The organism is Halomonas saccharevitans (assembly GCF_032333995.1).
GTDB lineage: Bacteria > Pseudomonadota > Gammaproteobacteria > Pseudomonadales > Halomonadaceae > Halomonas > Halomonas saccharevitans.
Genome location: NZ_JAVXUR010000006.1, coordinates 15,582 through 39,510, shown reverse-complemented (window position 1 = coordinate 39,510; position 23,929 = coordinate 15,582). Strand labels below are relative to the sequence as shown.

Sequence of the window (23,929 nt, the reverse complement as noted above, 5' to 3'; positions counted from 1 at the left end):
GACGAACGATGCAGGATTTCGAGCCCGATGCCCGCCTGGTGGCGGATACCTACCCGATCACCGAGCTGCCGCTGTGCCAGCTGCGGCTGATGGATGACGCCCGCTTCCCCTGGCTGGTGCTGGTGCCGCGCCGCCACGAGGTCAGCGAGGTCTTCGAACTCGACGAGCGGGCCCAGCGGCAGCTGTGGCAGGAGGCCACGCGGGTCGGTCGGGCCCTGCTCGAGGCCCTCGGGGGCGACAAGCTCAATATCGCCAGCCTCGGCAACGTGGTCGCGCAGCTGCATGTGCACGCCGTGGTGCGTCGCCGCGAGGACGCCGCCTGGCCGGCGCCGGTGTGGGGCCACGGCGGGGCCGAGCCCTACGAACCGGACGCCCTGGCCGACATGCGCGCGCGCATCCTGGCCGAGCTTGACCGGCTGGACCTGGACTCTGGCGATCAGGGCACTGTCGATCAGGGCTGAGGGGCGTCGCCCTCAGGGAAGTAGTCCCAGCCGTGCCCGCAGGTCGGTGAGAAAAGGGTCCAGCAGGCCCGGCGACAGCGCCCGGCCGCCCCGGGTGGCGATGGCCTCGACACGGGTGCTGCCCTCGGCGTCTGCGAAGACGCGCAGCGAGACGCCATAGCCCGGCATGCGAGCCAGGGCGGCGTCCAGCCGCCCCAAGTCGTCATCGGCATGGCGAATCACATAGCCGCGCGCCATCAGCAGCTGCATGGCCTCGCGCAGGGTGGCCTCGGGAGTTGCCGCCAGGCGCAGCTCGCGCGGTGCGCTGGCAGGCGGCGCGGCACAGCCGGCGAGCCACGTAGCCAGCAGCAGGATCAGCAGCGTGCGCGTCATGACGCCTCCCCGGCCGGCACGGCCCGGATGGCGCGACGCAGATCGCGGCAGAAGTCGGCGTCGCTGGCGCTGCGCGATTCGCGCAGGTCGCCTCGCCAGTCGATCAGGCGAATGTCGCGGCTCACCCGCAGCGCTCGCCCATCGACCACCACCGAGACCCGCTCGGCGCGGGTGGCCTCGTCGATGCCCGGCCCGGCGCCGCCGCCGAAGCCGAGCACCACGCCCGTACCAATGTGGCCGCCGCTGCCGCCGCGCACGAAGCCGCCGATGCGCGGCAGGCGCTCGATGCCGTTGTCGTGGTAGATGGTGGTGCGGGCCCGGTCGGCGCTGACCAGCCCCAGCGAGGCGTCGGTGTGGCGCACCACGAAGCCCTCCGCCTCCAGGGCCGTGATCACGCGGTCCAGGTCATCGCCGGGCCCCGCGGGCCATCGGCACTCGGCGGAGGGGGCGGGCTCGGCCTCCGGCAGAGTCGTCGGCGTCATCTGGCATCCGGCCAGCACGCCCGACAGCAGCCACAGCAGCCATGTGCGCATGGTGTCGTCTCCAGAAACGGGTAATTTCAGTCTAGTCCGGATGACGGTGGCCACGATACGCGCAGGGGTCTGTTGGCCGCGTGCGGCACAAGACCTTGAATCACACCCCCGGCGCCCGCAGGTCATCGGCATCGGCTATGGTGGCCATGGAGAGAATTGGCTTAGCCGCGACCAGCGAGCCACCGTACCCTGTAAACAAGCGATCAAGGAGGCATTGCATGAGCGACACCAACACCATCGGCCTGCACGAGGCCAGCGCCAGCCAGCTCGCCGAGAAACTCAACGAGCTGCTGGCCAACTACCAGATCTTCTACATGAACGTGCGCGGCTATCACTGGAACGTGAAGGGCCGGCAGTTCTTCCAGCTCCATGAGAAGTTCGAGGAGTTCTACACCGACCTGCTGACCAAGGTCGACGAGGTCGCCGAGCGCATCCTGACCCTGGGCCACATCCCGGTGCACGCCTACAGCGACTACGTGAAGATCGCCCGGATCGAGGAGGATAAGAACGTCCACGATGGCGAGGCCTGCGTGCGCGGCGTGCTCCAGGGGTACCAGACGCTGATCGAGCTGCAGCGCGAGCTGCTCTCGCTGGCCTCCGACGCCGACGACGAGGGTACCGCCGCCCAGGCTGGCGACTACATCCGCGAGCAGGAAAAGACCGTGTGGATGCTGGGCGCCTATCTCGGCTGATCGCCTCCCGTGAGCCCGTATGAGAACGAGCCCGAATGAGAACGACGCCGCCTCCGGGCGGCGTCGTTGCGTGGTGTGGTCGATGCCGTCCGGCTCAGGCACGCTCCGGGGAAGACCGGTCGCCCGGGTCTCTCTCGTCCTCCTCAGCTCTCTCCTTAGCTCTCTCATCCGCCTCGCCGCTCTCGCCGTCGGCGGCGCGCACCAGCTCCGCGGGCAGCGGCTTCTTCATGCGCACGCCCAGGCGCTGCAGCTCAGTGGCCTGAGCCACCAGGCTGCCCTGGCCGCTGGAGAGCCGGCCCATGGCCCGGCGATGGCTGTCGCTCGCCCGCTCCAGGTGGCGCCCCACCTCCTCGAGGCTCTCGACGAAGCCGCCGAACTTGGCCAGCAGCTTCTCGGCCCGCTCGCCGATCAGGCGCGCGTTCTCGTTCTGGCGCTCCAGGCTCCACAGGCCGGCCACGGTGCGCAGGCTCGCCAGCAGGGTGGTCGGGGTGACCACCACCACCTGGCGGTCGAAGGCCTCCTGGAAGAGCGAGGGGTCGCGCTCGAAGGCCGCGGCGAAGGCCGGCTCCACCGGCACGAATAGGAACACGAAGTCCGGCGAATTGAGCCCCGGCAGGGCCGGGTAGTCCTTGCCGGAGAGGCCGGCCACGTGGCTACGCAGCGACTGCAGGTGCGCCTTCATGGCCGCCTCGCGCTCGGCCTCCTGCTCGGCATTGACCACCCGTGTCCAGGCGACCAGCGACACCTTGGCATCGACGATCAGGTGGCGGTCGTCGGGCAGGTAGATGATCGCGTCGGGGCGCTGGCGCCCCTGTTCGCCCTGCAGCGAGACCTCACGGCGGTATTCGATGTCCCGGCGCAGGCCGCTGCGTTCGAGCACGGTCTCGAGCATCAGCTCGCCCCAGTGGCCCTGAGCCTTCTGGTCACCCTTGAGCGCCCGCGCAAGCCCCGCGGCCTCCTCGCCGAGGCGAGCGTTGAGCCCGGCCAGCTGCTCGAGCTGGGCCTTGAGCGAGCCGCTGTCGCGACTCTGCTGGCCGTGGAGCTCCTCGACCTGGCGGCGAAACTGGTCGACCTGCTCGCGGAAGGGCTTGAGCGTCGCCTCGAGGCCGTCGCGGCTCTGCGCCGAGAAGGCCTGTTGACGCTCCTCGAAGATGCGCCCGGCCAGCTGGCGAAACTCCTCCTTGAGCCGCTCTCGCGCCTCCTCCAGCAGGGCCAGCTGCTCGCGATGACGCAGCGCCATCTGCTCGCGCTCGGTCTCCAGTCGGGTGGCCCGCTCGCGCTGCTCGGCGAGTCGGTCGCGTGTTCCCGATAGCTCGGCCTCGAGGGCCGCCAGGCGCTCGCGGCTGGCATCCAGCTGGGCGTCGCTCTGGGCCAGCTCCTGCTCGAGGCGCCGCACACCGGCCTCGAGATCGGAGCGCGCCTGATCGCCGGCGGCGAGCCGCGTCTCGGCGGCCGCCAGGCGGCGCCGCCAGCCGAGCGCCAGGGCGGTGGTCACCGCCAGCAGCCCCGCCAGGCCTCCTGCCAACCCCCAGGCCAGCCAGGCCGGGGCGGTGGCTTGCAGCCATTCGTTCATCACAAGCTCGAAGAGGGTAAGGATCGGCCAGCGCCCTCAGCGCTCACGGTGGCGCGATCCTCCTCTTTCACCGTGGCCAGATCCTCCACCAGGACGCGCAGCAGCGACCAGAACTCCTCCACCGAGGAAAGCTCGACCCGCTCGTCCGGCGAGTGGGCGCCGCGGATCAGCGGTCCGAAGGAGATCATGTCAAGCTGTGGGTACTTGCCGCCGAGGATGCCGCACTCCAGGCCAGCATGGATCACCTTCACCTCCGGGTCGCTCCCCAGCCGCTCCTGATGCAGGCGCCGAAAGCGCGCCAGCAGCGGGCTTCCCGGGTCAGGCGTCCAGCCCGGATAGGCGTTCTCGACCCGAGTGCGGGCACCGATCAGCTCGAACAGCGCGCGAAAGCGATCGGCGATGTCCGCCGTGGCGCTGTCGTGCAGCGAGCGCACCAAGGCGCACAGGTGGAAGCGCCCGGCCTCGAGGCTGACCACCCCGAGGTTGTTGGAGGTCTCCACCACCCCGGGCACCTCGACGCTCATCCGCTCGACGCCGCAGGGCGCCACGTGCAGGGCACGCACCAGCAGGTGGCTGGCATGCGCCGTCAGGGACTCTGACGACGGAGCCGACGCGGGCTCGCAGGGCGTCAGGGCCAGCGAGAGCCCCTCGTCGACGCCGGCCAGCTCGGCGCGCAGCTCGGCCTCGAGCGCCGCCACCCGCGCCTCGGCGTGGGAGCGTGCGTCTTCCGGCAGGGCCAGGGTCGCGAAGGCCTCTCGCGGCAGGGCGTTGCGCAGGGTGCCGCCGTGGTAGTCGATGAGCCTCGCCCCGTGGGGCTCCAGGGCACGCAGCACCCGCACCAGCAGGCGGTTGGCGTTACCGCGCCCCTTGTGGATATCGATGCCGGAGTGGCCGCCCGAGAGGCCGGTGAGCGAGAGCGAGAGCGCCACCTCGCCGGCCTCCAGCGGCGCGGTGGGCAGCTGGGCATCCACGATGACGTCGGCGCCACCGGCGCAGCCGATGTAGACCTGGCCGCGATCCTCGGAGTCCAGGTTGAGCAGCACCCGGCCCTCGAGCCAACCCTCGGCCAGATTCAGGGCACCGCCCATGGAGGACTCCTCCTCCAGGGTGAAGAGCGCCTCCAGTGGGCCGTGGATCAGGGCGTCATCTTCTAGGATCGCCAGCGCCGCGGCCACGCCGAGACCGTTGTCCGCGCCCAGGGTGGTCTGTCGAGCGTGCAGCCAGCCGTCGACCTCGTGCGTCTCGATGGGGTCGCGGGTGAAGTCGTGGGGATGGCCGGCATTGGCCTGGGCGACCATGTCCAGGTGCCCCTGCAGGATCACCCCAGGCGCCTGCTCGTACCCGGGCGTGGCGGGCTTGAGGATGCGCAGGTTGCCAAAGGCGTCGCGGTCGTGGGCCAGGCCCAGGCCCTCGGCCCAGCGCTCGAGGGTCGCCACCAGGGCGGCCTCATGGCCGGAGGGCCGCGGCGTGTTGCACAGGGTGCGGAAATGGCGCCACAGGGGCCGGGGGGAGAGCTGCTCGAGATGTGCGTTCATGGGGCATCTGTCCGACGGTGAATTCGGGCACTCTACCGCCCGGCCTGATCGGGGGAAAGTCCACCGTCGCGATAGTGCAGGCGCGCCACGGCCTCGCGCAGCCAGGCCTGGACGTCCTTCTTGCCCGCCACGCCCAGGCGCGGCGCCAGCCAGTTCGCGCCGCGCCCCTGGAAGGCCCAGGCCGCCAGCAGCGCCGGCTCCTCGTCGCGTTCATCGTCGTCCCCTTGGTCGACCCCCTCGGATCCGCCGCCTGCGCAGCGCCGCACCAGCGCCTGGATCGCCGGGCGCGCCAGGGCCGGCTCGCGATGACCGAAGGCCACGTCCTCAATATCGCGGCGATCGGCGGCGTCGAGGGCTGTCGCCGGGCCCTCGGCGAGCAGGGCCAGTGCCACAGCGGGCTCGAGCTCGGCCAGTTCGAAGGCCAGCAGGCCCGGTAGCTGGCGGTGAAAGCGCGCCTGAAGGCGCTCGGCCAGCGCCTCGCCGGCCACGCTGGTGGGGCGCACCACCATCAGCGCATGCTCACCGGTGGCGGTCTCGCGGGTCAGCCCCAGGCGCACCGCGCGAAAGCCCGCCGAACGCCAGAAGGCCTGCAGGCCTGGCTCGGCGCCGAAGCTCGCCCCCAGCAGGTCGATACCCTCGTCGCGGGCCCGCTCGACCTCGGCGGAAAGCAGGTGCAGCCCCAGCCTCTCGCGGCGCCGGCCGGCGGGCACGGCGATGCGCAGCACCCGCCGCAGGCGGGCGGTCAGCGCCGCGCGCTCCCCGGCATGGGCGGCCAGCGACTGGGCCAGCAGGTGGCCACGCGGGCGCCGCTCGCCCCGCGCCACCCGCTCGGCGAGATCGGCCGCAAAGCCGCCCTCGTCGCCACACACCGCCACGCCCTGCAGGGCCGAACCCGCCTCGAGGGTCGTGATGGCCACCCCCGGGCCGTCCAGCAGCCGGCGCAGGTCGGCGGGTGTAGTGCGATAGTGAGCCTGCACCAGCAGGCCGAACAGCGCCCGCAGCCGCGGCTCTTCGGCGGCCAGGGCGTCGCGATCCAGGCGGCACGAGACGAGGGGCCCGTCGGCGGACGGGGCGGTGTCAGGCTCGCCGTCCAGCAGCAGCAGGCGTGAGGTGAGTGCCTCGAGGGGATCCCCCGGCGCCCAGCGGATCGGTTCGGCCAGGTGGCACTCGCGAAAGTCGGGCGCCTGACGCTCGAGTCGCTCGCGAAAGCGCAGCGCGAAGCCGCGGCCCGAGCCCTCGTAGCCGTGCACGGTGGTGGCGAAGGCGATGCGCGGGAAGGCCTCGAGCCAGCGCCCCAGCAGGGGAGCGGGGATCGCCGCCGCCTCATCCACCAGCAGCAGCCGACCGGGCCCGCCGACCTCGCCCTGCTCGGCCAGGCGGGCCAGCTCATCGGGGGCCAGGAAGCGCACCCGCCCCCCGGGCGCCTCGAAGGCATGGCCGTGCCGCTGCCCCTCGGGGCAGAGCGCGGTCAGTCGCTCGAAGAGCCCGGCCACCGCCGCCGGGCGCGGCGCGGTGACCAGAATCTCGGCCTCGGCCGCTCCTGACCCGGCCCCTGCTCCTTCCGCCAGCAGCCGCGCACAGGCGATGCCCAGCGCCGCCGTCTTGCCGCGGCCGCGATCGGCGGTCAGCACCAGCGGCCGGCGGCGACGCAACCGGGTCAGCCGGGAAACCGCCTCGGCCTGGTCCTCGGTCAGGCAGGCGTCGCCGCCGGCCGGCAGCGACGGGGACTCTCTCGGCGCTTCTCCCTTCGCCCCGGTCATGGCCTCGGGCACGTCCGGTAGGCGCGGCGCCTCACCCGCCGTCCAGCGGATCACCCGCGCATCGTCGCCCAGCAGGCGGGCCAGGCGCGCCAGATAGCGGGCGCTGAGCTGCTCCGCCCGCCAGGGATGCTCGGCCAGGCGGGCGTAGTCGGCATCGGGGCGCTGCCCCCAGTCGGGCGGCGTCATCAGCACCAGCAGGCCGCCGGCGGTGAGCGTGCCGGCCAGCGCCCCGAAGGCCTCGGGGTCGAAGCCGCACCCGGGCGCGACGGCATCGATCACCACCAGGTCCTGCTCGCCGCCGAGCCGCGTGCGCGCCTTCGCCGCCGGCAGCCAGGCCGACGCCGCAAGGCCCTCGGGGGGCTCGGCGGCGATCCACAGGGGCGCCCGCCACGCTCCCTGCTCCTCTCCTGCCTGCCACAGGCTGTGCGCCGCGCGCCGACAGGCCTCGGCCTCGCCGCTCAGCCACACCAGGCCGCGCCAGCGGTGTCGGGCGAGGCGTCGCGCCTGCACCAGCAGGGCGCGCGCCGCCCTCGCCTCCCGACCGTCCCTGTCCCTGCCGTGTTGCACTCTGCCGCTCATGACGCCGCCTCCCGTCGCCGCTGTCCTGCCTGAAACGCCTTTTATCGGCACGCCCCGCTACCACTTTGGTCTTATGTAAAGGCCGCGTTCAACGCAGCACGACCCACCAAACCGTCCGTTTACGTCAACGTCAACAAAAAGCAACCCCCTGATTCTCATACCAAACCTCCCTGACCGCGCGTGCACGACAGCCATCGATCGCTAGCGACGTCGCCGTCACCGAGGGCCGTCATCCCCACATCAGCACGATCGAATCCTACAGGGGTGACATGCTAGCTTGTGGCGAACGCCGCGATGCCGTCGGCTCGTGAACTGGCATGGCCAACGCGGAGCCATGGGCATCGATGCTGGTACTAACCCGTACTAACAAGGAAAAGGGATAATAAAATGACAGCACTGCGCACCTTCACCCTCACCGGGATCGCGGCCGGCGTTGCCCTCGCCGCCCTGAGCACCACCGCCCAGGCCCAGGAATCCTGGACCATGACCACCACCTGGCCGGACAACCTGGACCTGATCCAGATCGACCGCCACTGGGCGGAGCTGGTCAACACCCTGGCCGGTGACGAGCTGACCATCAACTTCCGTGCCGGCGGCACCCTGATGCCCGGCACCGAGGTCTTCGACGCCACCCAGACCGGCGCTATCCAGGCCGCCGGCGACTGGCCCGGCTACTGGGCCGGCTACAGCCCGGCCTTCTCGCCGCTGGCCACCACCACCAGCCTGTTCAACGGCGTGGATTACCTGAACTGGATCAACCAGTGGGGCGGCTTCGAGCTCTATCAGGAAGTCTACGGCGACTACAACATGGTCTACCTGCCCTACGGCATCACCAACAACGAGTCGGGCTTCCGCGGCGGCACGCCCATCGAGAGCATCGCCGACCTGGAGGGCAAGCGCCTGCGCCTCTCCGGCCGCGATCAGGGCCGGGTGCTCGAGCAGCTCGGCGGCTCCCAGGTCACTCTGGCCGGCGGCGAGATCTACCAGGCCATCGAGCGCGGCGTGGTCGACGGCGCCGAGTTCTCCACCCCGGGCGTGGACTACAAGGCCGGCTTCTCCGAAGTCGCCGACTATTGGTCCGTGCCGGGCTGGCACCAGTCCGCCAGCGTGTTCGGCGTGATGATCAACCAGGACGCCTGGGACGCGCTCTCCGAGGAGACCCAGGAGAAGCTTAAGATCGCTGCCCAGGCGACCATGGCCTGGTCGCTGGCCTGGTCCGAGCGTGAATCCACCGAGGGCACGGTGAAGTTCATCGAGGACGGCACCGAGATCAACCAGCTCGGCGAGGAGGATCTCGCCGAGATCCAGCGCATCACCAACGAAGTGATCGTCCAGGGGGCCTGCGAAGACCCGATGCACGCCAAGGTCTACCACTCCATGATCAGCTACCTGGAGCACTACGCCAACTGGCGTGACGTCTCGGTGCCCTACAACATGAGCCGCGTCACCGACGACCTGCCCTCCCTCGAGGAGATCGAGGCCTGCATGAACCAGTAAGCGCTCCGGGCCGGCCCCGTCGGGGCCGGCCTCGAAGCCGACGGTTCCGCTGAACCTCCTTCCGCACGATTCGCCCGATTCCGAGAGCTCTCATCATGAACGCCACTGCCAGGGCCATCGACGCCCTCAACGAGGGATTCGGACGCCTGATCGCTCCGCTGCTCGCCGTGATCACGCTGATCGTGATCTATGACATCGCCCTGCGCTTCTTCATCGGACGCCCCAGCGACTGGGCCTTCGACGTGACGAAGATGCTGTTCGGCGCCCATTTCATGCTGATGTCCGCCTACGGGCTGCGCCATCACGCCCACGTCGAGGTCGACGTGCTCAAGCGGCTGCTTTCGCGCCGCAAGCAGGCGGCCCTCGAACTCCTCGGCTACCTGATCTTCTTCGTGCCCTTCATCTGGATGCTGCTGAGCTTCGGCTGGGCGTTCTTCGAACGCTCCTTCAGCCGCAGTGAGACCACCTACGGCATGATGGCCATTCCGGTCTATCCGGTGAAGGCCGTGATCGTGATCGCTGCCGGGCTGCTGCTGCTGCAGGCCATCGCCATCGTCATCCGCGCCGTCCAGGCGCTCGGCAAGGAGACCCCCGCATGAGCGCCGAGATGCTCACCCTGTTCATGTTCGGCGGCCTGCTGATCGGTCTGTTCATGGGCCATCCGCTTGCCTTCGTGCTCGGCGGCGTCGCGGTGCTCGGCGCCTGGTTCGGACCCGGCGCCAATACGCTGGGTATCCTGATCAACAACATCTATGGCAACGCCATGGACAACTACGTCCTGGTCGCTATCCCGCTGTTCATCCTGATGGCACGCTTCCTCAACGACTCCGGCGTCACCGAGAAGATGTTCGAGTCGATGCGCCTGTTGCTGGCCAACCTGCGCGGCGGCCTGGCGCTGACGGTCGTCGTGGTGTCCGTGCTGCTGGCGGCCACCACCGGCATCGTCGGCGCCTCCATCGCGGTGATGGGCATGATCGCCCTGGTACCGATGCTGAACTATGGCTACAACAAGCAGCTCAGCGCGGGCGTGATCATGGCCAGCGGCTGCCTGGGCATCCTGATTCCGCCGAGCATCATGCTGATCCTGATGGCCAGCTACTCGCCGGTCTCGGTGGGCGCCCTGTTCGCCGGCGCCCTGGTGCCCGGCCTGCTGCTCGGCGCGATGTACGCCCTCTACGTGCTGGTGATCTGCCACCTCAAGCCGGAGTACGGTCCCCTGGTGCCGGCCGAGGAGCGCGCCGAGGTATCGACCGGCGAGCTTCTGAAGATGCTGGGCAAGTACGTGCTGCCGCCCATGGCGCTGATCCTCGGCGTGCTGGGGTCGCTGTTCACCGGCATCGCCACCGCCACCGAGGCCTCGGCGATCGGCGTCTTCATCGCCTTCCTGCTGTTCCTGATCTTCGGCGATCGCAAGGCCTCTACCTGCTACCGCACCCTGATCGAGGCCAGCAAGACCACCACCATGGTGATGCTGGTGCTGGTGGGGGCCACCGCCTTCACCGGAGTGTTCTCCATCGGCGGCGGCATGGAGGTGATCCACGAAGTGGTGATGGCCATGCCCGGCGGCACCACCGGGGCGCTGATCCTGATGCTCTTCCTGGTCTTCATCCTGGGCATGTTCCTCGACTGGACCGGCATTGTGCTGCTGAGCTTCCCGATCATGCTGCCGATCGTCGAGAGCATGGGCATCGACGTACTGTGGTTCGTGGTGATGGTCGCCGTGGTGCTGCAAACCTCCTTCCTCACCCCGCCCTTCGGCTATGCGCTCTTCTACCTCAAGGGGGTCGCTCCCAAGGGCGTCGAGACCCTGGATCTTTATCGGGCGGTCATCCCCTTCGTGGCACTGATCGTGCTGGCCTGCCTGCTGATGGCCTTCTTCCCGGTCCTGGTGACCGGCCTGCCGTCGCTGCTGATCGGCTACTAAGCCCTCAAGGCACGACCCTCGACGCCCGCCGCTCCTCGAGCGGCGGGCGTTTTGCTTGATCGCCGTCTGCTTGATCGGCGTCACGGAGACCGTATTCACGGCGACCGAGTTCACGGCGACCGCGGCTGCAGTGGCCCCGGCCAGCTGATACAATTCTCAGCCGCAAGTATCTCGCATCCCTGTAGCCATCCCGGCACGGAAGGAGACTCCGTTGACCAGTCCGGCCAGTTCCCGCGCCCGCACGCCTTCCCGCCTGTCGCTGCCCCTCAACGCCTGGAATGCCCTGACCATCGGCATCGCCCTGATCGTGGCGCTGCCGGTCATCGTGGTCCTGGCGCACCTGTTCATGCCTACCGATGGCATCTGGCAGCACCTGGGCAGCACCGTGCTGCCCCGCTACCTGGGCAATACGCTCTTCCTGGTGGTGACCGTGGGGCTCGGCACCTTCGTCATCGGTACCGGCACCGCCTGGCTGGTGGTGATGTGCCGCTTCCCGGGGCGTCGGCTCTTCGAGTGGGGGCTGCTGCTGCCGCTGGCGGTGCCGACCTACGTGATCGCCTACGCCTATACCGACTTCCTGCAATACGCCGGCCCACTCCAGACCTCGCTGCGCGAGACCTTCGGCTGGTCGGCCGGCGACTACTTCTTCCCGGACATCCGCTCGCTGTGGGGCGCGGCGACGCTGATCACCCTGGTGCTCTATCCCTACGTCTACATGCTGGCGCGGGCGGCCTTTCTGGAGCAGTCGGTGTGCGTGCTGGACGTGGGTCGCACCCTTGGACGCGGTCCCTGGCGGCTGTTCTCGAGCGTGGCCCTGCCGCTGGCGCGGCCGGCGATCGTCGGCGGGGTGTCGCTGGCGCTGATGGAGACCCTCAACGAGTTCGGGGCGGTGCAGTACTTCGGCGTCGACACCTTCACCACCGGCATCTATCGCACCTGGTTCGGCATGGGCGAGCAGGTGGCCGCGGCCCAGCTGGCCGCCTGCCTGCTGGCCTTCGTCATCGCCCTGGTGCTGCTCGAGCGCTGGTCCCGGGGCAAGCGGCGCTACTTCCACACTACCGGCCGCTACCAGCACCTGCCCGAGTTCGTGCTCCACGGCTGGCGCGCCTGGGCCACCACCCTGGCCTGCCTGACGCCGGTGCTGCTCGGTTTCCTGATTCCCAGCGGCCTGCTCGGCTACCTATCGTTTCAGGGCGGCGATGCGCTGTTTGGCGCCGCCTTCCTGGAGTTCGCCGGCAATAGTCTGCTGCTGGCGACGCTCGCCTCGATCGTGGCCGTGAGCCTGGCGCTGCTGCTCAGCTATGGGGCACGGCTCAATCCCGGCCGCATCACCCGGGTGGCCACGCGGGTGGCCGCCATGGGCTATGCGGTACCGGGCTCGGTGGTGGCGGTGGGCATCCTGATCCCCTTCGTGTGGCTGGATCACCAGATCAACGACGTCATCAAGGGGCAGTTCGGGGTCGTGGTGGGGCTGCTGCTCAGCGGCTCGGCGTTCATCCTGATCTACGCCTACCTGGTGCGCTTCCTGGCGGTCTCCTTCAACGCCATCGAGGCGAGCCTGGGCAAGGTGACGCCGAGCATGGACGCGGCCTCGCGGACCCTGGGTCAGACGGCGGGGGGGACGCTGCGCAAGGTGCATACGCCGATCATGCGCGGCAGCCTGATCGCCGCCGGCATCCTGGTCTTCGTCGACGTGATGAAGGAGCTGCCGGCCACGGTGATCCTGCGCCCCTTCAACTTCGACACCCTGGCCATCCGCGCCCACAGCCTGGCCGCCGACGAACGCTTGGCCGAAGCCTCGACCTCGTCACTGGCCATCGTGGCAGTAGGCATCATCCCGGTGATCCTGCTCAGCGTCGCCATGCGCCGTTCCCGCCCCGGCAGCTGAGGCCTCGAGGGGGAAGACGAACACCTGGGAGTCGTCCAGGCCGATCATGATCGGCTGGCCCTCGCGGGGCAGGAAGACCCCCGGGGCCCGGGCGTGCAGGTGGGCCTCTTCCCCGTCGGGGGTATGGGCGCAGATGTGCAGCAGGCTGGTACGACCCAGCAGCTTGGCCATGATGATGTGGCTGTGGTGATACTCGGGCGGCTCGTTGAGCGGCACGACCCTGAGCGCCTCGGGGCGAATCATCACCCGCACCAGGCTGCCCTCGGGCAGCCCGCCCGCGGAGACCTCGCCCACCGGGGTCGCCACCTGGCCATCCTGCACCCGCCCCTCGAGCTCGTTGACCTCGCCGAAGAAGGTGACCACGAAGGGATCGGCCGGAGTGCAGTAGAGCTCCAGCGGGGTGCCGGCCTGCACCACCCGCCCCTCGCGCATCAGCACGATGCGATCGGCCATGAACATGGCCTCCTCGGGGTCGTGGGTGACCAGCAGCACGCCGGTGCCCACCTTCTTGAGCACGTGCAGGGTATCGTCGCGGATGCGGTCGCGCAGGCGGGCATCGAGGCTCGAGAACGGCTCGTCGAGCAGCATCAGCTGCGGCGCGGGCGCCAGGGCACGCGCCAGGGCGATGCGCTGCTGCTGCCCCCCCGACAGCATGTGCGGGAAGACTCGCGCATAGCGCTCCATGCCCAGCAGCTCGAGCAGCTCGTAGGCCCGCCGCCGGCGCTGCTGGGCGGGCAACGCCTCGAGGCCGAAGGCCACGTTGTCGAGAACCGAGAGGTGCGGGAACAGCGCCGAGTCCTGGAAGGCCAGGCCGACGTTGCGCTTCTCCGGCGGCACGTGGCTGCGCCCCTCACCCATCGGCTCGCCGCCCAGCGCCACGCGCCCCTGCTGCACCCGCTCGAGCCCCGCGGCGATCCGCAGCAGGGTGGACTTGCCACAGCCCGAGGGCCCCAGCAGGCAGACGATCTCCCCGGGCTTGACGTCGAGGGAGACGTCCTCGACGGCCGGGTGCTGCTCGTAGGCGTGGCGGATCTGGTGCATGGCGAGCACCGGCGCGGAGGTCGCCGGTGCATCTGGCGTCAGGGTCGGTTGGCTGGTCATGGGGTCTCGACTGCCGGTTGAGAGTGTCTAAACAACATGGTAACGCGAAAGCCTACCGAATGCGTTGTACTATCGCTCGCATTTCAGCGGTGCTCCTCGAGGCGCGCCGCCAGCTGATCTGGATCAGATCCGTCGCGCAACGGGCTTGACGGCGATGCCGCGAGGGGCTTCAATAGCGAAAGATTAATGTTAAGCATTATCATTTCTTATCAGCACCCACGAGGTACCTCCATGCTGCAGCATCGTCGCTTCGCCCTGCCCCTCGCCGCCCTGGTGGCCGGCTCCGCCATGGCTTCCCAGGCCTCCGCCGCCGAGGAGCTCAACGTCTACTCGGCCCGTCACTACGACTCCGACGCGGCGCTCTACGCCGCCTTCACCGAAGAGACCGGCATCGAGGTCAACATCCTCGAAGGCGACTCCGACCAGCTGATCCAGCGCCTCAAGCTGGAAGGCGAAGCGGGTCCCGCCGACGTGCTGATCACCGTGGACGCCGGCCGCCTGTGGCGCGGCGAGCAGGAGGACGTCTTCGAAAGCGTCGACTCCGATGTGCTCAACGAGCGCCTTCCGGCCCACATGCGTCACCCCGAAGGCAAGTGGTTCGGCTTCAGCCAGCGCGTGCGAGCGATCTTCATCGATCCCACCGAGGTGAATGCCGAGGACATCAGCCGCTACGAGGACCTGGCCGATCCGGCGCTCAAGGGCGAGGTCTGCATCCGCTCCTCGAACAACATCTACAACCAGTCGCTGCTGGCCTCGATGATCGCCCATCACGGCGAGGAAGACGCCGAGGCGTGGGCCGAGGGCGTGGTCGAGAACTTCGCGCGTGATCCCGAGGGCGGCGACACCGACCAGATCCGCGGCGTCGCCAGCGGCGAGTGCAACATCGCCGTGGCCAACCACTACTACTACGTGCGCCTGGCCAACTCCGACAACGAGGCCGATCGCGAGGTCGCCGAGAAGGTCCAGATCGTCTTCCCCAACCAGGACGATCGCGGCGCGCACATCAACGTGGGCGGCGCCGGCATGGTGAAGGGCGCGCCCAACGAGGAGAACGCCGTGCGCTTTCTCGAGTTCCTGGCCTCCGACGAGGCTCAGGCGCTGTTCGCCTCCGGCAACTACGAGTTCCCGGCCGTCGAGAGCGTGGAGATCGACGGCGTCATCGACTCCTGGGGCGACTTCAAGAAGGACGACCTGAACGTCAGCGTGCTGGGCGAGAACAACCCGGAAGCGGTGCGCATCTTCGACCGGGCCGGCTGGCGCTAAGCCTCTCCGTCACGCCACGATGAAAGCGGCATGACGAGCACGGAAAGACAAAAGGCCCGCGGCGCTGCCGCGGGCCTTTTGTTATGTCGGGGAAAAGCCGCACTCAGCTACCGCCGGGACGCGGCTCGGCGTCACGGGCGTTTTGATAGACGCCCAGTGTGCCCATGCGCCGACCGCGGTCGTTGAGGAAGGTCTCCAGGGTCACCACCGGGGCCTGACCCTCGCGGGTGAACGCGATGCGATCGGCCGAGGTGCGCCGCGACTGCCAGCCCTCGCCGAGGCACTGGGCGACCGCCTCGCCGCCCTTGAGCAGGGCGCTACGCGGATCGTCGTTCGCCAGGGGGCCGAAGCACAGGTAGTGATCGGGCCGGCGAGCCGAGGTGATCACGCAGGCGTCGTGAAAGGCCTGGGTATCGGTCTGCCAGGTGCGCGTCAGGCGAGTGGTCTCCAGGCGACCCTTGATATCGGCGAAGCCGGTTTCGGCGCTCGCCACCGCCCGGTTCAGGGCCTGGCAGTCGAACAGCTCGGCCACTGGCGGCGTCGCCTGGCTCGCGCACCCCGAGAGCAGGATCACCCCCGCGCCCGCCAGCCATGTCCTCATCGTCCTTCGCATCCTCGTCTCCTTGATGGACTCGGGCCGTGCCGACCCGGATAAGAGCACCATAGCACTCCATGGCCGCGCCATCTCACCGCCGCTGATCGGCGCAGCATAGCGCGTTGTTGTGAGCCCAAGCTCAGTGCGCCTCGTCCCAGTTGATGCCGCTCTCGGCCTCGACGGTCAACGCCACGTCGAGCTCGGCGGCGCCCTGCATGCGCGCCTTCACCTCGGCAATGAAGGCGTCGACCTGCGCTTCGGCCACCTCGAAGACCAGCTCGTCGTGGACCTGCATCACCATCACCGCATCGAAGGCCTCGTCGGCGAGCCAGGCGTCCACGTCGATCATGGCGCGCTTGATGATGTCCGCCGCGGTGCCCTGCATGGGCGCGTTGATGGCAGTGCGCTCGGCGCCCTGGCGGCGCGCACGGTTCTGGGAGTGGATCTCCGGCAGGTAGAGGCGCCGGCCGAACACCGTCTCGACGAAGCCGTCCTCGGCGGCCTGGGCGCGGATGCGCTCCATGTAGCGGGCCACGCCGGGATAGCGGTCGAAGTAGCGATCGATGTAGGTCTTGGCCTGGCTCTGCTCGATGTTGAGCTGGCGGCCGAGCCCCCAGGCGCTCATGCCGTAGATCAGCCCGAAGTTGATCGCCTTGGCGCTGCGGCGCTGATCGCCGGTGACCTTGTCGAGCGCCACGCCGAACACCTCGGCGGCGGTGGCGGCGTGAATGTCGCGACCCTCGGCGAAGGCCTCGAGCAGCCCCTTGTCGCCCGAGAGGTGCGCCATGATGCGCAGCTCGATCTGGGAGTAGTCGGCGGCGACGATGCGATAGCCGGGGCGGGCCACGAAGGCCTGGCGGATGCGCCGCCCCTCCTCGGTGCGGATGGGGATGTTCTGCAGGTTGGGATCACTGGAGGAGAGCCGCCCGGTGGCCGTGACCGCCTGGTGATAGCTGGTGTGCAGGCGCCCGGTGGCCTTGTTGACCAGCCGCGGCAGCTTGTCGGTGTAGGTGGACTTCAGCTTGGCGAGCCCGCGATGCTCGATGATCACCTTGGGCAGCGGGTAATCCAGCGCCAGCTCCTCGAGCACCGCCTCGGCGGTCGAGGGCGCCCCCTTGGGCGTCTTCTTGATCACCGGGATCTTCTGCTCCTCGAAGAGGATCTGACCGAGCTGCTTGGGCGAGCCGAGGTTGAACTCGCGACCGGCGAGCTCATGGGCGCGGCTCTCCAGCTCGCGGATGCGGGTCTCGAGCTCCTGGCTCTGGGCGTGCAGCCGCTCGGGGTCGAGCGCCACCCCGGTGCGCTCCATGCGCGAGAGCACCGGTACCAGTGGCAGCTCGAGGGTATCGAGGACCTCGGCCAGGCGACCCTCGGCCTCGAGGCGCGGCCGCAGCAGCCGGTGCAGGCGCAGGGTGATGTCGACGTCCTCGCAGGCGTAGGGTGCGGCCTGCTCCAGGGCGATCTGGTTGAATGTGAGCTGCTTGGCGCCCTTGCCGGCGATCTCCTCGAAGGAGACCGTCTTCTCGCCCAGGTACTTCAACGCCAGCGAGTCCATGTCGTGGCGGGTGGCGGTGGAGTCGAGCACGTAGGAGGCCAGCATGGTGTCCTCCAGCGGCCCGGCCACCGTGATGCCGACATTTGCCAGCACCGAGATGTCGTACTTGAGGTTCTGACCGATCTTGGTGCGCCGATCGTCTTCCCAGAGCGGGCGCAGGGCCTCGAGCACGGCGTCGCGGTCGAGCTGCGCCGGGGCATCGAGGTAGTCGTGGGCCAGCGGGATGTAAGCCGCCTCGCCCGGTTCGAGCGCAAGCCCCACGCCGACCACCTGGGCCTCCATGTAATTCAGGCTGGTGGTCTCCAAGTCAAAGCAGAAGGCGTCGCTGGCCCTCAGGCGCTCGAGCCAGGCGTCCAGCTCGGCCTGCTCGAGGATGACGTGATCCTCGCGCTGGGCGCTGTCGCTCGCCGCACTGCCACTCCCGTCGGCCTCGGCCGGCGCCGGCGTGCCGCCGGCGACATCGTCGACGCCCTCGTGCCTGCCCTCCAGAAGCTCCGAGAGCCAGGCCTGGAACTCCAGGCGGCGATAGAGCTCGACCAGCGCCTCGCGGTCGGGATGGGCGATGTCCAGGTCGTCGAGGCCCACCGGCAGCTCGCAGTCGGTCTTGATGGTCGCCAGCTGGTAGGAGAGGAAGGCCTGGTCGCGATGCGCCTCGAGCTTCTTGGGCAGCGTCTTGGCGCCGCGAAAGCCCAGCGTCTTGATCTTCTCGGGGTCGGCGTAGAGGGTCTCGAGCCCGCCCTGCATGCCCTGCAACAGGCCCAGCGCGGTCTTCTCGCCCACGCCCGGCACGCCGGGGATGTTGTCGACCTTGTCGCCCATCAGCGCCAGGAAGTCGATGATCAGCTCCGGGGGCAGGCCGAACTTCTCCTTCACGCCTTCGACGTCCAGGGCCTCGTCCTTCATGGTGTTGACCAGCGTGATATGGGCATTGACCAGCTGGGCCATGTCCTTGTCGCCGGTGGAGATCACCGCATCGCGGCCGGCCTCGGTGGCCCGGCGAGCCAGGGTGCCGATGACGTCGTCGGCCTCCACGCCCTCGATGCACAGCAGCGGCAGCCCGAGCGCACGCACGCAGTCGTGCAGCGGCTGCACCTGGGAGCGCAAGTCATCGGGCATCGGCGGGCGATGGGCCTTGTACTCCTCGAACAGCTCGTCGCGGAAGGTCTTGCCGGGGGCGTCGAAGACCACCGCCATGGGGCTGTCGGGATAGTCCTTGATCAGCCGCTTGAGCATGTTGAGCACCCCCTTGATCGCCCCGGTGGGCTGTCCCTCGGAGGTGGTCAGCGGCGGCAGGGCGTGGAAGGCGCGGTAGAGATAGGAAGAACCGTCGACGAGAACGATGGGCGTGTCGGCCATGTATCGGCATCCATTGAGGCGTGGCGTGGTGAGTTGCTGGTCGTCCATGATACGCATTGCCGCCGCGTTTTGCCGCGGATGGTAGGCCGAGCGGCGACGAGGTCTTACACTGAAGTTATGATCACTTAAGTTATCACCGGGGCGGCCGTGGAGGATTCGTCACGCATGCTGCCCTGTCCCTGCGGCACTGGAGGCCATCATGAAGAAGATCCTGCGCAGCGACGCGCCCGCCCTGGGGCTAGCCTTGGCCCTGGTCATCGCCCTGGCCCTCTCCGCCAGCGCCGGCGCGCTGGCCCAGTCGTCCGGCGACCTCGAGCCGGACATCACCATCCGCGAGGAGGAGGATCGCACCATCCGCGAGTACCGGGTCAACGGCGAGCTCTACGCCATCGAGATCCGCCCCTTCGCCGGCCCCTCCTACTATCTCGTCGACCACGACGGCGACGGCGACTTCGAGCGCCGCGAGGGGGATCGCATCGCCGTGCCCCAGTGGGTGCTGAAGACCTTCTGATCCATCGGCCGCCTCGCCGCGCCAGCATGGCCTCGCCAGTGCCACCACCGCGGCCGGGGCGCGTGCATCGAAGGGCCAAGTCGCTACAATAGGCGGCTTGGCATTTCCCGGGCGAGAGAGACATGGCCGTATTTACACCGCTTACCGACCCTCAGGTCGCCGAGTTCCTCAGCCGCTTCGACGCCGGCTCGCTGGTCTCGGTCGAGGGCGTGCCCGCCGGCACCGAGAACAGCACCTTCTTCGTCACCACCGATCGACGCGAGCTGGTGCTGACCCTGTTCGAGCAGGGCGAGCACGAGGAGCTGCCGTTCTTCGTCGACCTGCTCGACTACCTGGACGAGCACCGCCTGCCGGTCCCCGGTCCGCTGCACGATCGCAACGGCGTGGCCCTGCACACCCTGGCCGACAAGCCGGCCCTGCTGTTTCCCCGGCTGCCCGGCAAGCATCCCAAGGCGCCGAACCTCGCCCAGTGCCACGAGCTGGGCGACGCCCTGGGGCGCATGCACGCGGTCTCCCGGCACTTCCCCGGCCATCGCCCCAACCCGCGGGACCTGCACTGGCTGCTGCCCATGCACCACAAGGTGCTGGTCTATCTGTCGCCTGAGGATCAGGCGCTGATGAAGGACGAGGTGGAGACCTACCAGGGCTTCTTCGGCGACGCGCCGGACCTGCCCCAGGGCGCGCTGCACGGTGACCTGTTCCGCGACAACACCCTGTTCGACGGCGATCGCCTCGGCGGGCTGATCGACTTCTACAACGGCTGCACCGGCGACCTGCTGTTCGACCTGGCCATCGTCATCAACGACTGGGCCACCGGGCCCGACGGCCGCCTGGACCAGGCGCGCCACGACGCCCTGCTTAGCGCCTACCAGGCGCGCCGGCTGCTCACCGCCGCCGAGCGCGAGGCCTGGCCGATGATGCTGCGCCTGACCGCGCTGCGCTACTGGCTGTCCCGGCTGCTGGTGGTTTACGTCGATCCGCCGGCCCACGATCTCACGCCCCACGACCCCGACCAGTTTCGCACCGTGCTCAAGGCGCGCCTGGAGCACGGCGCCCTGCCGCTACCCGAGGGAGATGAATGAGTCAGTCCAAGAGCAAGGCCGGTCCCGCCCAGCGCGCGCGCCGCACCTGGAACATCGATCAGTGGGGCAGCGGCTACTTCGACGTCAACGACAGCGGCCAGGCCCTGGTGCGTCCGCTGGGCAGCGACGACGACGGTCCGGCCCTGCCCTTGCAGCCGCTGGTCAACAAGCTGCGCGAGGCCGGCCTGCGCCTGCCGGTGCTAGTGCGCTTCACCGACATCCTGCATGACCGGGTCGAGCAGCTGTGCGCCGCCTTCGACACCGCCATGCGGGAGGAGGCCTTCTCGGGCGGCTACACCGCCGTCTATCCGATCAAGGTCAACCAGCAGCGCCGGGTGGTCGAGTCGATCCTCGGCACCCATGAGCGTGGCCGCGGCCGCGTGGGCCTCGAGGCCGGCAGCAAGCCGGAGCTGCTGGCGGTGCTCGCGCTCTCGGCCGACGGCTCCTCGCTGATCGTCTGCAACGGCTACAAGGATCGCGAGTACATCCGCCTGGCGCTGATGGGCGAGAAGATAGGCCACCGGGTCTATCTAGTGGTGGAGAAACTCTCGGAGCTGCCGCTGATCCTCGAGGAGGCGCGCCGCCTCGGCGTCACCCCGCGGATCGGCCTGCGCGCCCGGCTCTCCTCGGTGGGCCGCGGCCGCTGGCAGAATACCGGCGGCGAGAAGTCCAAATTCGGCCTCACCGCCAGCCAGATCCTCTCCGTGGTAGAGCAGCTGCGCGAGGCCGAGGCCCTGGAGAGCCTGCAGCTGGTGCACTTCCACCTCGGCTCGCAGATCGCCAACATCCGCGACATCCAGCGCGGCCTGCGCGAGTGCGCGCGCTTCTACCAGAGCCTGGTGGCGCTGGGCGCGCCGGTGGACACCGTGGACGTCGGCGGGGGCCTCGGGATCGATTACGAGGGCACCCGCTCGCGCAGCTTCTGCTCGGCCAACTACTCGATGCTCGAGTACGCCCGCAACGTGGTGGCGGCCTTCGCCCAGGCCTGCGCGGAGCAGGAGCTGCCCCAGCCGCACATCATCAGCGAGTCTGGCCGCGCCCTCACCGCCCATCACGCGGTGCTGATCTCCAACGTGATCGGCGAGGAGCGGGTCAGCCACCTCTCCCCCGAGCGCCGGGTCAAGGACGACCCCCAGGTCGACGAGCTGTGGCGGGTCCACGACCTGCTGCACGAGCGCGCCGAGCCGCGCGGCCTCGTCGAGGCCTGGCACGACCTGGTGCATGCCATGGGCGAGCTTCATGAGCGCTTCGTGATCGGCATGACCGACATCGACGCCCGCGCCGAGGGCGAGAGCGTCTACTTCGCCGCCTGTGCGAGGCTGCGCGGCCTGCTCGACAACCGCAACCGCGCCCACCGCGAGATCACCGACGAGCTGGCCGAGAAGCTCGCCGACAAGCTGTTCGTCAACTTCTCGCTGTTCCAGTCGGTGCCCGACGTCTGGGGCATCCAGCAGATCTTCCCGGTGCTGCCGCTGGAGGGGCTGCACCGCGGCCCCGAGCGGCGCGGCGTGATCCAGGACATCACCTGCGACTCCGACGGCCGCATCGACGGCTACGTCGACGGCCAGGGCGTCGAGACCACCCTGCCGCTGCCCGAGTGGCGTGAGGGCGAGGAGAAACTGCTGGGCTTCTTCCTGGTGGGCGCCTACCAGGAGATCCTCGGCGACCTGCACAACCTGTTCGGCGACACCGACTCCGCGGACGCTGCCCTGACCGCCGACGGCGACTGGTCGATCAGCCAGGTCCAGCAGGGCGACCGGGTGGCCGACGTGCTGGGCTACGTCAACTTCGACGTCTCGACCCTGCGCGAGCACCTCGCCGAGCAGCTCTCCCGCAGCGGGCTCGACCAGGCCCAGCAGCAGGCCTTCCTTGACGACCTCTCGGATGGGCTCGAGGGCTACACCTATCTGGAGTAGCGAGACTCGGCGCGGCGCTGACCGCCTGGAAACGACAACGCCACACGGTCGAGCCCGCGAGGCGTTGTCGTTGGTGGTGGCGCCGGGCTCACCTACTCCGTCACGCGGGTCGTGACCGCAAGTCCCCCTGAGAGCGTGAAGGCGAGCGTGGCGCCGCGGGGCAGCGGGCCGACGCCGGCCGGTGTGCCGGTGAGCACCACGTCGCCGTGCTGCAGGGTGAAGTGGCGGCTCATCTCCGCCAGCAGCGCCGGCACCGGGAAGAGCATGTCCGCGCCGCGGCCCTGCTGGCGGACCTCGCCGTCGACCTCGAGGGTAAAGGAGAGCGTCGCCCAGTCCGGCACCTCGGTAAGCGGCAGGAAGGCCGAGAGCGGGCAGGCGCCGTCGAAAGCCTTGGCGGCCTCCCAGGGATGCCCCTTCTCCTTCAGGCGCGCCTGCACGTCGCGCAGGGTCAGGTCCAGCGCCAGCCCGATGCCGGCCACGCCCCGCTCGGCCTGCTCCGGCGTGGCGTTGGAAAGCGGCTCGCCGATCAGCAGCGCCAGCTCGGTCTCGTAGTGTACCTCGCCCCGCGCGAAAGGCGCCGCGATCGGCTGCTCCAGCGCCACGGCGGCGGTCGCCGGCTTGATGAACAGCAGCGGCTCGCTGGGCACGGGATTGTCCAGCTCCCGGGCGTGCTCGGCGTAGTTGCGGCCGACGCAGACGATCTTGCCGAGCGGTTCGGCGAACGGCCGGCCGTCGGTGAAACGGGGCACGAAGCGCATGTGGGGTCTTCTCCTTCACGTGGGGAACGTCGCGGTCGAGCGACCGGCGTTTCAGTCTACCGAAGCCGGCCTCGCGGTCCAGCACCCCGGTACCGGCTCATGATGTGCCACCATTGCCCTGACGCGATGATCGCCGGGAAAGGATGTGGTCAACGGCAGGCAAATAGTGCGAATACCCGAGGGAGGCTTCTTGCCGCGTGACGCCAGCGGCGAGGGAATGCGAGGGTCATGCCGAGGAGAGCCGTTCGTCCAGACAAAAAAAAGCCGCCTCAATAGGGCGGCCTTCTTATGTGCTGCGACTCATTTCATCCCGATGCTTCAATGGTGCCGGCACCAGGAGTCGAACCCGGGACCTACTGATTACAAGTCAGTTGCTCTACCAACTGAGCTATGCCGGCGCGGGAACCGACTCGAGTCACAGAATCGGAAACAGGGTTGACGTGGCTGGGGTAGCAGGATTCGAACCTGCGCATGCCGATACCAAAAACCGGTGCCTTACCGCTTGGCTATACCCCAGCATTGTGGTGGCCAGAGACGGAATCGAACCGCCGACACGGGGATTTTCAATCCCCTGCTCTACCAACTGAGCTATCTGGCCCCTCGCCAACGGTGCGTATTAAACCGCACTGGCCCGCCGCCGTCAACTCTTTTCGATTCAGAAAGTTGGAAGACGATGGCGGGCCCCGTCGCGCCTACTGCTCGCGGGGCACATAGCCCTCGGCCTGGTCGGTTTCCTGGTTGTCGAAGAAGCGCTCCATCTGCTCCATCAGGTACTCCCGCGAGGCGGCGTCGAGCATGTTGAGATGCTTCTCGTTGATCAGGCGGGTCTGCAGCGCCTGCCACTCCTCCCAGGCCTGCTTCGAGACGTTAGCTTGGATCTCCTGGCCCTTCTTGCCCGGCAGCGGCGGGAACGGCAGGGCCTCCATCTCCTTCTGGTACTTGCGGCAGAACACGGTGTGGCTCATCGGGATTTCTCCT

Annotated in this window: 20 protein-coding genes and 3 tRNA genes; 10 read left to right on the top strand and 13 right to left on the bottom strand. The window is 69.0% G+C overall.

Features of this window, described 5'->3' with window-relative positions; genetic code table 11:
- The first annotated feature begins 8 nt into the window (after positions 1-8).
- Positions 9-461, top strand: coding sequence for an HIT family protein (locus RSO68_RS14110; protein WP_315587039.1), 453 nt, complete (start codon positions 9-11; stop codon positions 459-461).
- 12 nt (positions 462-473) lie between these two features.
- Here the strand turns inward: RSO68_RS14110 and RSO68_RS14105 are convergent, their stop codons facing one another.
- Together RSO68_RS14105 and RSO68_RS14100 are read right to left on the bottom strand one after the other, a co-directional pair.
- Positions 474-833, bottom strand: a complete 360-nt coding sequence (locus tag RSO68_RS14105) for a hypothetical protein (RefSeq protein WP_315587038.1) — start codon at positions 831-833, stop codon at positions 474-476.
- Positions 830-1,366, bottom strand: a complete 537-nt coding sequence (locus tag RSO68_RS14100; protein WP_315587037.1) for a hypothetical protein — start codon at positions 1,364-1,366, stop codon at positions 830-832. Before RSO68_RS14100 ends, RSO68_RS14105 begins: the two co-directional genes overlap by 4 nt.
- A 218-nt stretch (positions 1,367-1,584) precedes the next feature.
- On the opposite strand from RSO68_RS14100, the gene RSO68_RS14095 reads away from it, so the two are divergent.
- Positions 1,585-2,058 (top strand): Dps family protein, encoded by a 474-nt coding sequence (locus RSO68_RS14095; RefSeq protein WP_315587036.1) that lies wholly within the window; start codon positions 1,585-1,587, stop codon positions 2,056-2,058.
- A 94-nt stretch (positions 2,059-2,152) separates the two neighbouring features.
- Here the strand turns inward: RSO68_RS14095 and rmuC are convergent, their stop codons facing one another.
- Genes rmuC through RSO68_RS14080 form a run of 3 tightly spaced genes read right to left on the bottom strand, consistent with a single transcriptional unit; the run spans position 2,153 to position 7,505 of the window.
- Complete coding sequence (rmuC, locus tag RSO68_RS14090; protein WP_315587035.1) at positions 2,153-3,631, bottom strand: DNA recombination protein RmuC; 1,479 nt, start codon at positions 3,629-3,631, stop codon at positions 2,153-2,155.
- Positions 3,631-5,166: an aminoacyl-histidine dipeptidase gene (locus tag RSO68_RS14085; protein WP_315587034.1), complete on the bottom strand. Its 1,536-nt coding sequence runs from the start codon at positions 5,164-5,166 to the stop codon at positions 3,631-3,633. Before RSO68_RS14085 ends, rmuC begins: the two co-directional genes overlap by 1 nt.
- Positions 5,167-5,198: 32 nt before the next feature.
- Positions 5,199-7,505, bottom strand: a complete 2,307-nt coding sequence (locus tag RSO68_RS14080; RefSeq protein WP_315587033.1) for a tRNA(Met) cytidine acetyltransferase TmcA — start codon at positions 7,503-7,505, stop codon at positions 5,199-5,201.
- Between the two features lie 387 nt (positions 7,506-7,892).
- Here RSO68_RS14080 and dctP point away from each other — a divergent pair, with 387 nt between their 5' ends.
- The 4 genes from dctP to RSO68_RS14060 all read left to right on the top strand — a co-directional run bounded on the left by dctP (position 7,893) and on the right by RSO68_RS14060 (position 12,814).
- On the top strand, positions 7,893-9,002 hold the full coding sequence (gene dctP, locus RSO68_RS14075) for a TRAP transporter substrate-binding protein DctP (protein WP_089850705.1): 1,110 nt from the start codon (positions 7,893-7,895) through the stop codon (positions 9,000-9,002).
- A 95-nt stretch (positions 9,003-9,097) separates the two neighbouring features.
- Positions 9,098-9,601: a TRAP transporter small permease subunit gene (locus RSO68_RS14070; RefSeq protein WP_089850703.1), complete on the top strand. Its 504-nt coding sequence runs from the start codon at positions 9,098-9,100 to the stop codon at positions 9,599-9,601.
- On the top strand, positions 9,598-10,926 hold the full coding sequence (locus tag RSO68_RS14065) for a TRAP transporter large permease (RefSeq protein WP_089850700.1): 1,329 nt from the start codon (positions 9,598-9,600) through the stop codon (positions 10,924-10,926). Before RSO68_RS14070 ends, RSO68_RS14065 begins: the two co-directional genes overlap by 4 nt.
- Before the next feature lie 211 nt (positions 10,927-11,137).
- Positions 11,138-12,814, top strand: a complete 1,677-nt coding sequence (locus RSO68_RS14060; RefSeq protein WP_089850698.1) for an ABC transporter permease — start codon at positions 11,138-11,140, stop codon at positions 12,812-12,814.
- On the opposite strand, the gene RSO68_RS14055 is transcribed toward RSO68_RS14060, so the two are convergent.
- Positions 12,734-13,915 (bottom strand): ABC transporter ATP-binding protein, encoded by a 1,182-nt coding sequence (locus RSO68_RS14055; RefSeq protein ID WP_089850696.1) that lies wholly within the window; start codon positions 13,913-13,915, stop codon positions 12,734-12,736. The two genes, RSO68_RS14060 and RSO68_RS14055, sit on opposite strands and share 81 nt — an antisense overlap.
- Positions 13,916-14,146: 231 nt before the next feature.
- Here RSO68_RS14055 and RSO68_RS14050 point away from each other — a divergent pair, with 231 nt between their 5' ends.
- A complete protein-coding gene (locus RSO68_RS14050) occupies positions 14,147-15,178 on the top strand; it encodes a Fe(3+) ABC transporter substrate-binding protein (protein WP_315587032.1) in 1,032 nt (343 codons plus the stop codon).
- Positions 15,179-15,281: 103 nt separating this feature from the next.
- Here RSO68_RS14050 and RSO68_RS14045 read toward each other — a convergent pair whose 3' ends face one another.
- Together RSO68_RS14045 and polA are read right to left on the bottom strand one after the other, a co-directional pair.
- Positions 15,282-15,791, bottom strand: coding sequence for a hypothetical protein (locus RSO68_RS14045; protein WP_315587031.1), 510 nt, complete (start codon positions 15,789-15,791; stop codon positions 15,282-15,284).
- A gap of 121 nt (positions 15,792-15,912) precedes the next feature.
- Entirely contained in the window at positions 15,913-18,684 is a 2,772-nt protein-coding gene (polA, locus tag RSO68_RS14040) for a DNA polymerase I (protein WP_315587030.1), read from the bottom strand.
- Positions 18,685-18,883: 199 nt separating this feature from the next.
- On the opposite strand from polA, the gene RSO68_RS14035 reads away from it, so the two are divergent.
- From RSO68_RS14035 to speA, 3 genes are all read left to right on the top strand, one after another.
- Positions 18,884-19,195 carry a DUF2782 domain-containing protein gene (locus RSO68_RS14035; RefSeq protein WP_089850688.1) on the top strand — a complete coding sequence of 104 codons (312 nt, stop codon included), beginning with the start codon at positions 18,884-18,886 and terminating at the stop codon, positions 19,193-19,195.
- A gap of 122 nt (positions 19,196-19,317) precedes the next feature.
- Complete coding sequence (locus RSO68_RS14030) at positions 19,318-20,277, top strand: homoserine kinase (protein ID WP_315587029.1); 960 nt, start codon at positions 19,318-19,320, stop codon at positions 20,275-20,277.
- On the top strand, positions 20,274-22,193 hold the full coding sequence (speA, locus tag RSO68_RS14025; RefSeq protein ID WP_315587028.1) for a biosynthetic arginine decarboxylase: 1,920 nt from the start codon (positions 20,274-20,276) through the stop codon (positions 22,191-22,193). Before RSO68_RS14030 ends, speA begins: the two co-directional genes overlap by 4 nt.
- Positions 22,194-22,285: 92 nt before the next feature.
- Here the strand turns inward: speA and RSO68_RS14020 are convergent, their stop codons facing one another.
- The 5 genes from RSO68_RS14020 to RSO68_RS14000 form a co-directional block, all read right to left on the bottom strand.
- Positions 22,286-22,951 carry a fumarylacetoacetate hydrolase family protein gene (locus tag RSO68_RS14020; RefSeq protein WP_315587027.1) on the bottom strand — a complete coding sequence of 222 codons (666 nt, stop codon included), beginning with the start codon at positions 22,949-22,951 and terminating at the stop codon, positions 22,286-22,288.
- Between the two features lie 322 nt (positions 22,952-23,273).
- Positions 23,274-23,349: transfer RNA gene (locus RSO68_RS14015), tRNA-Thr, on the bottom strand.
- Between the two features lie 43 nt (positions 23,350-23,392).
- Positions 23,393-23,467, bottom strand: a tRNA-Gln gene (locus RSO68_RS14010).
- Positions 23,468-23,473: 6 nt separating this feature from the next.
- Positions 23,474-23,549 (bottom strand) — tRNA-Phe (locus RSO68_RS14005).
- Between the two features lie 94 nt (positions 23,550-23,643).
- Positions 23,644-23,916, bottom strand: coding sequence for an oxidative damage protection protein (locus tag RSO68_RS14000; protein ID WP_315587026.1), 273 nt, complete (start codon positions 23,914-23,916; stop codon positions 23,644-23,646).
- Between the last annotated feature and the right edge of the window lie 13 nt (positions 23,917-23,929).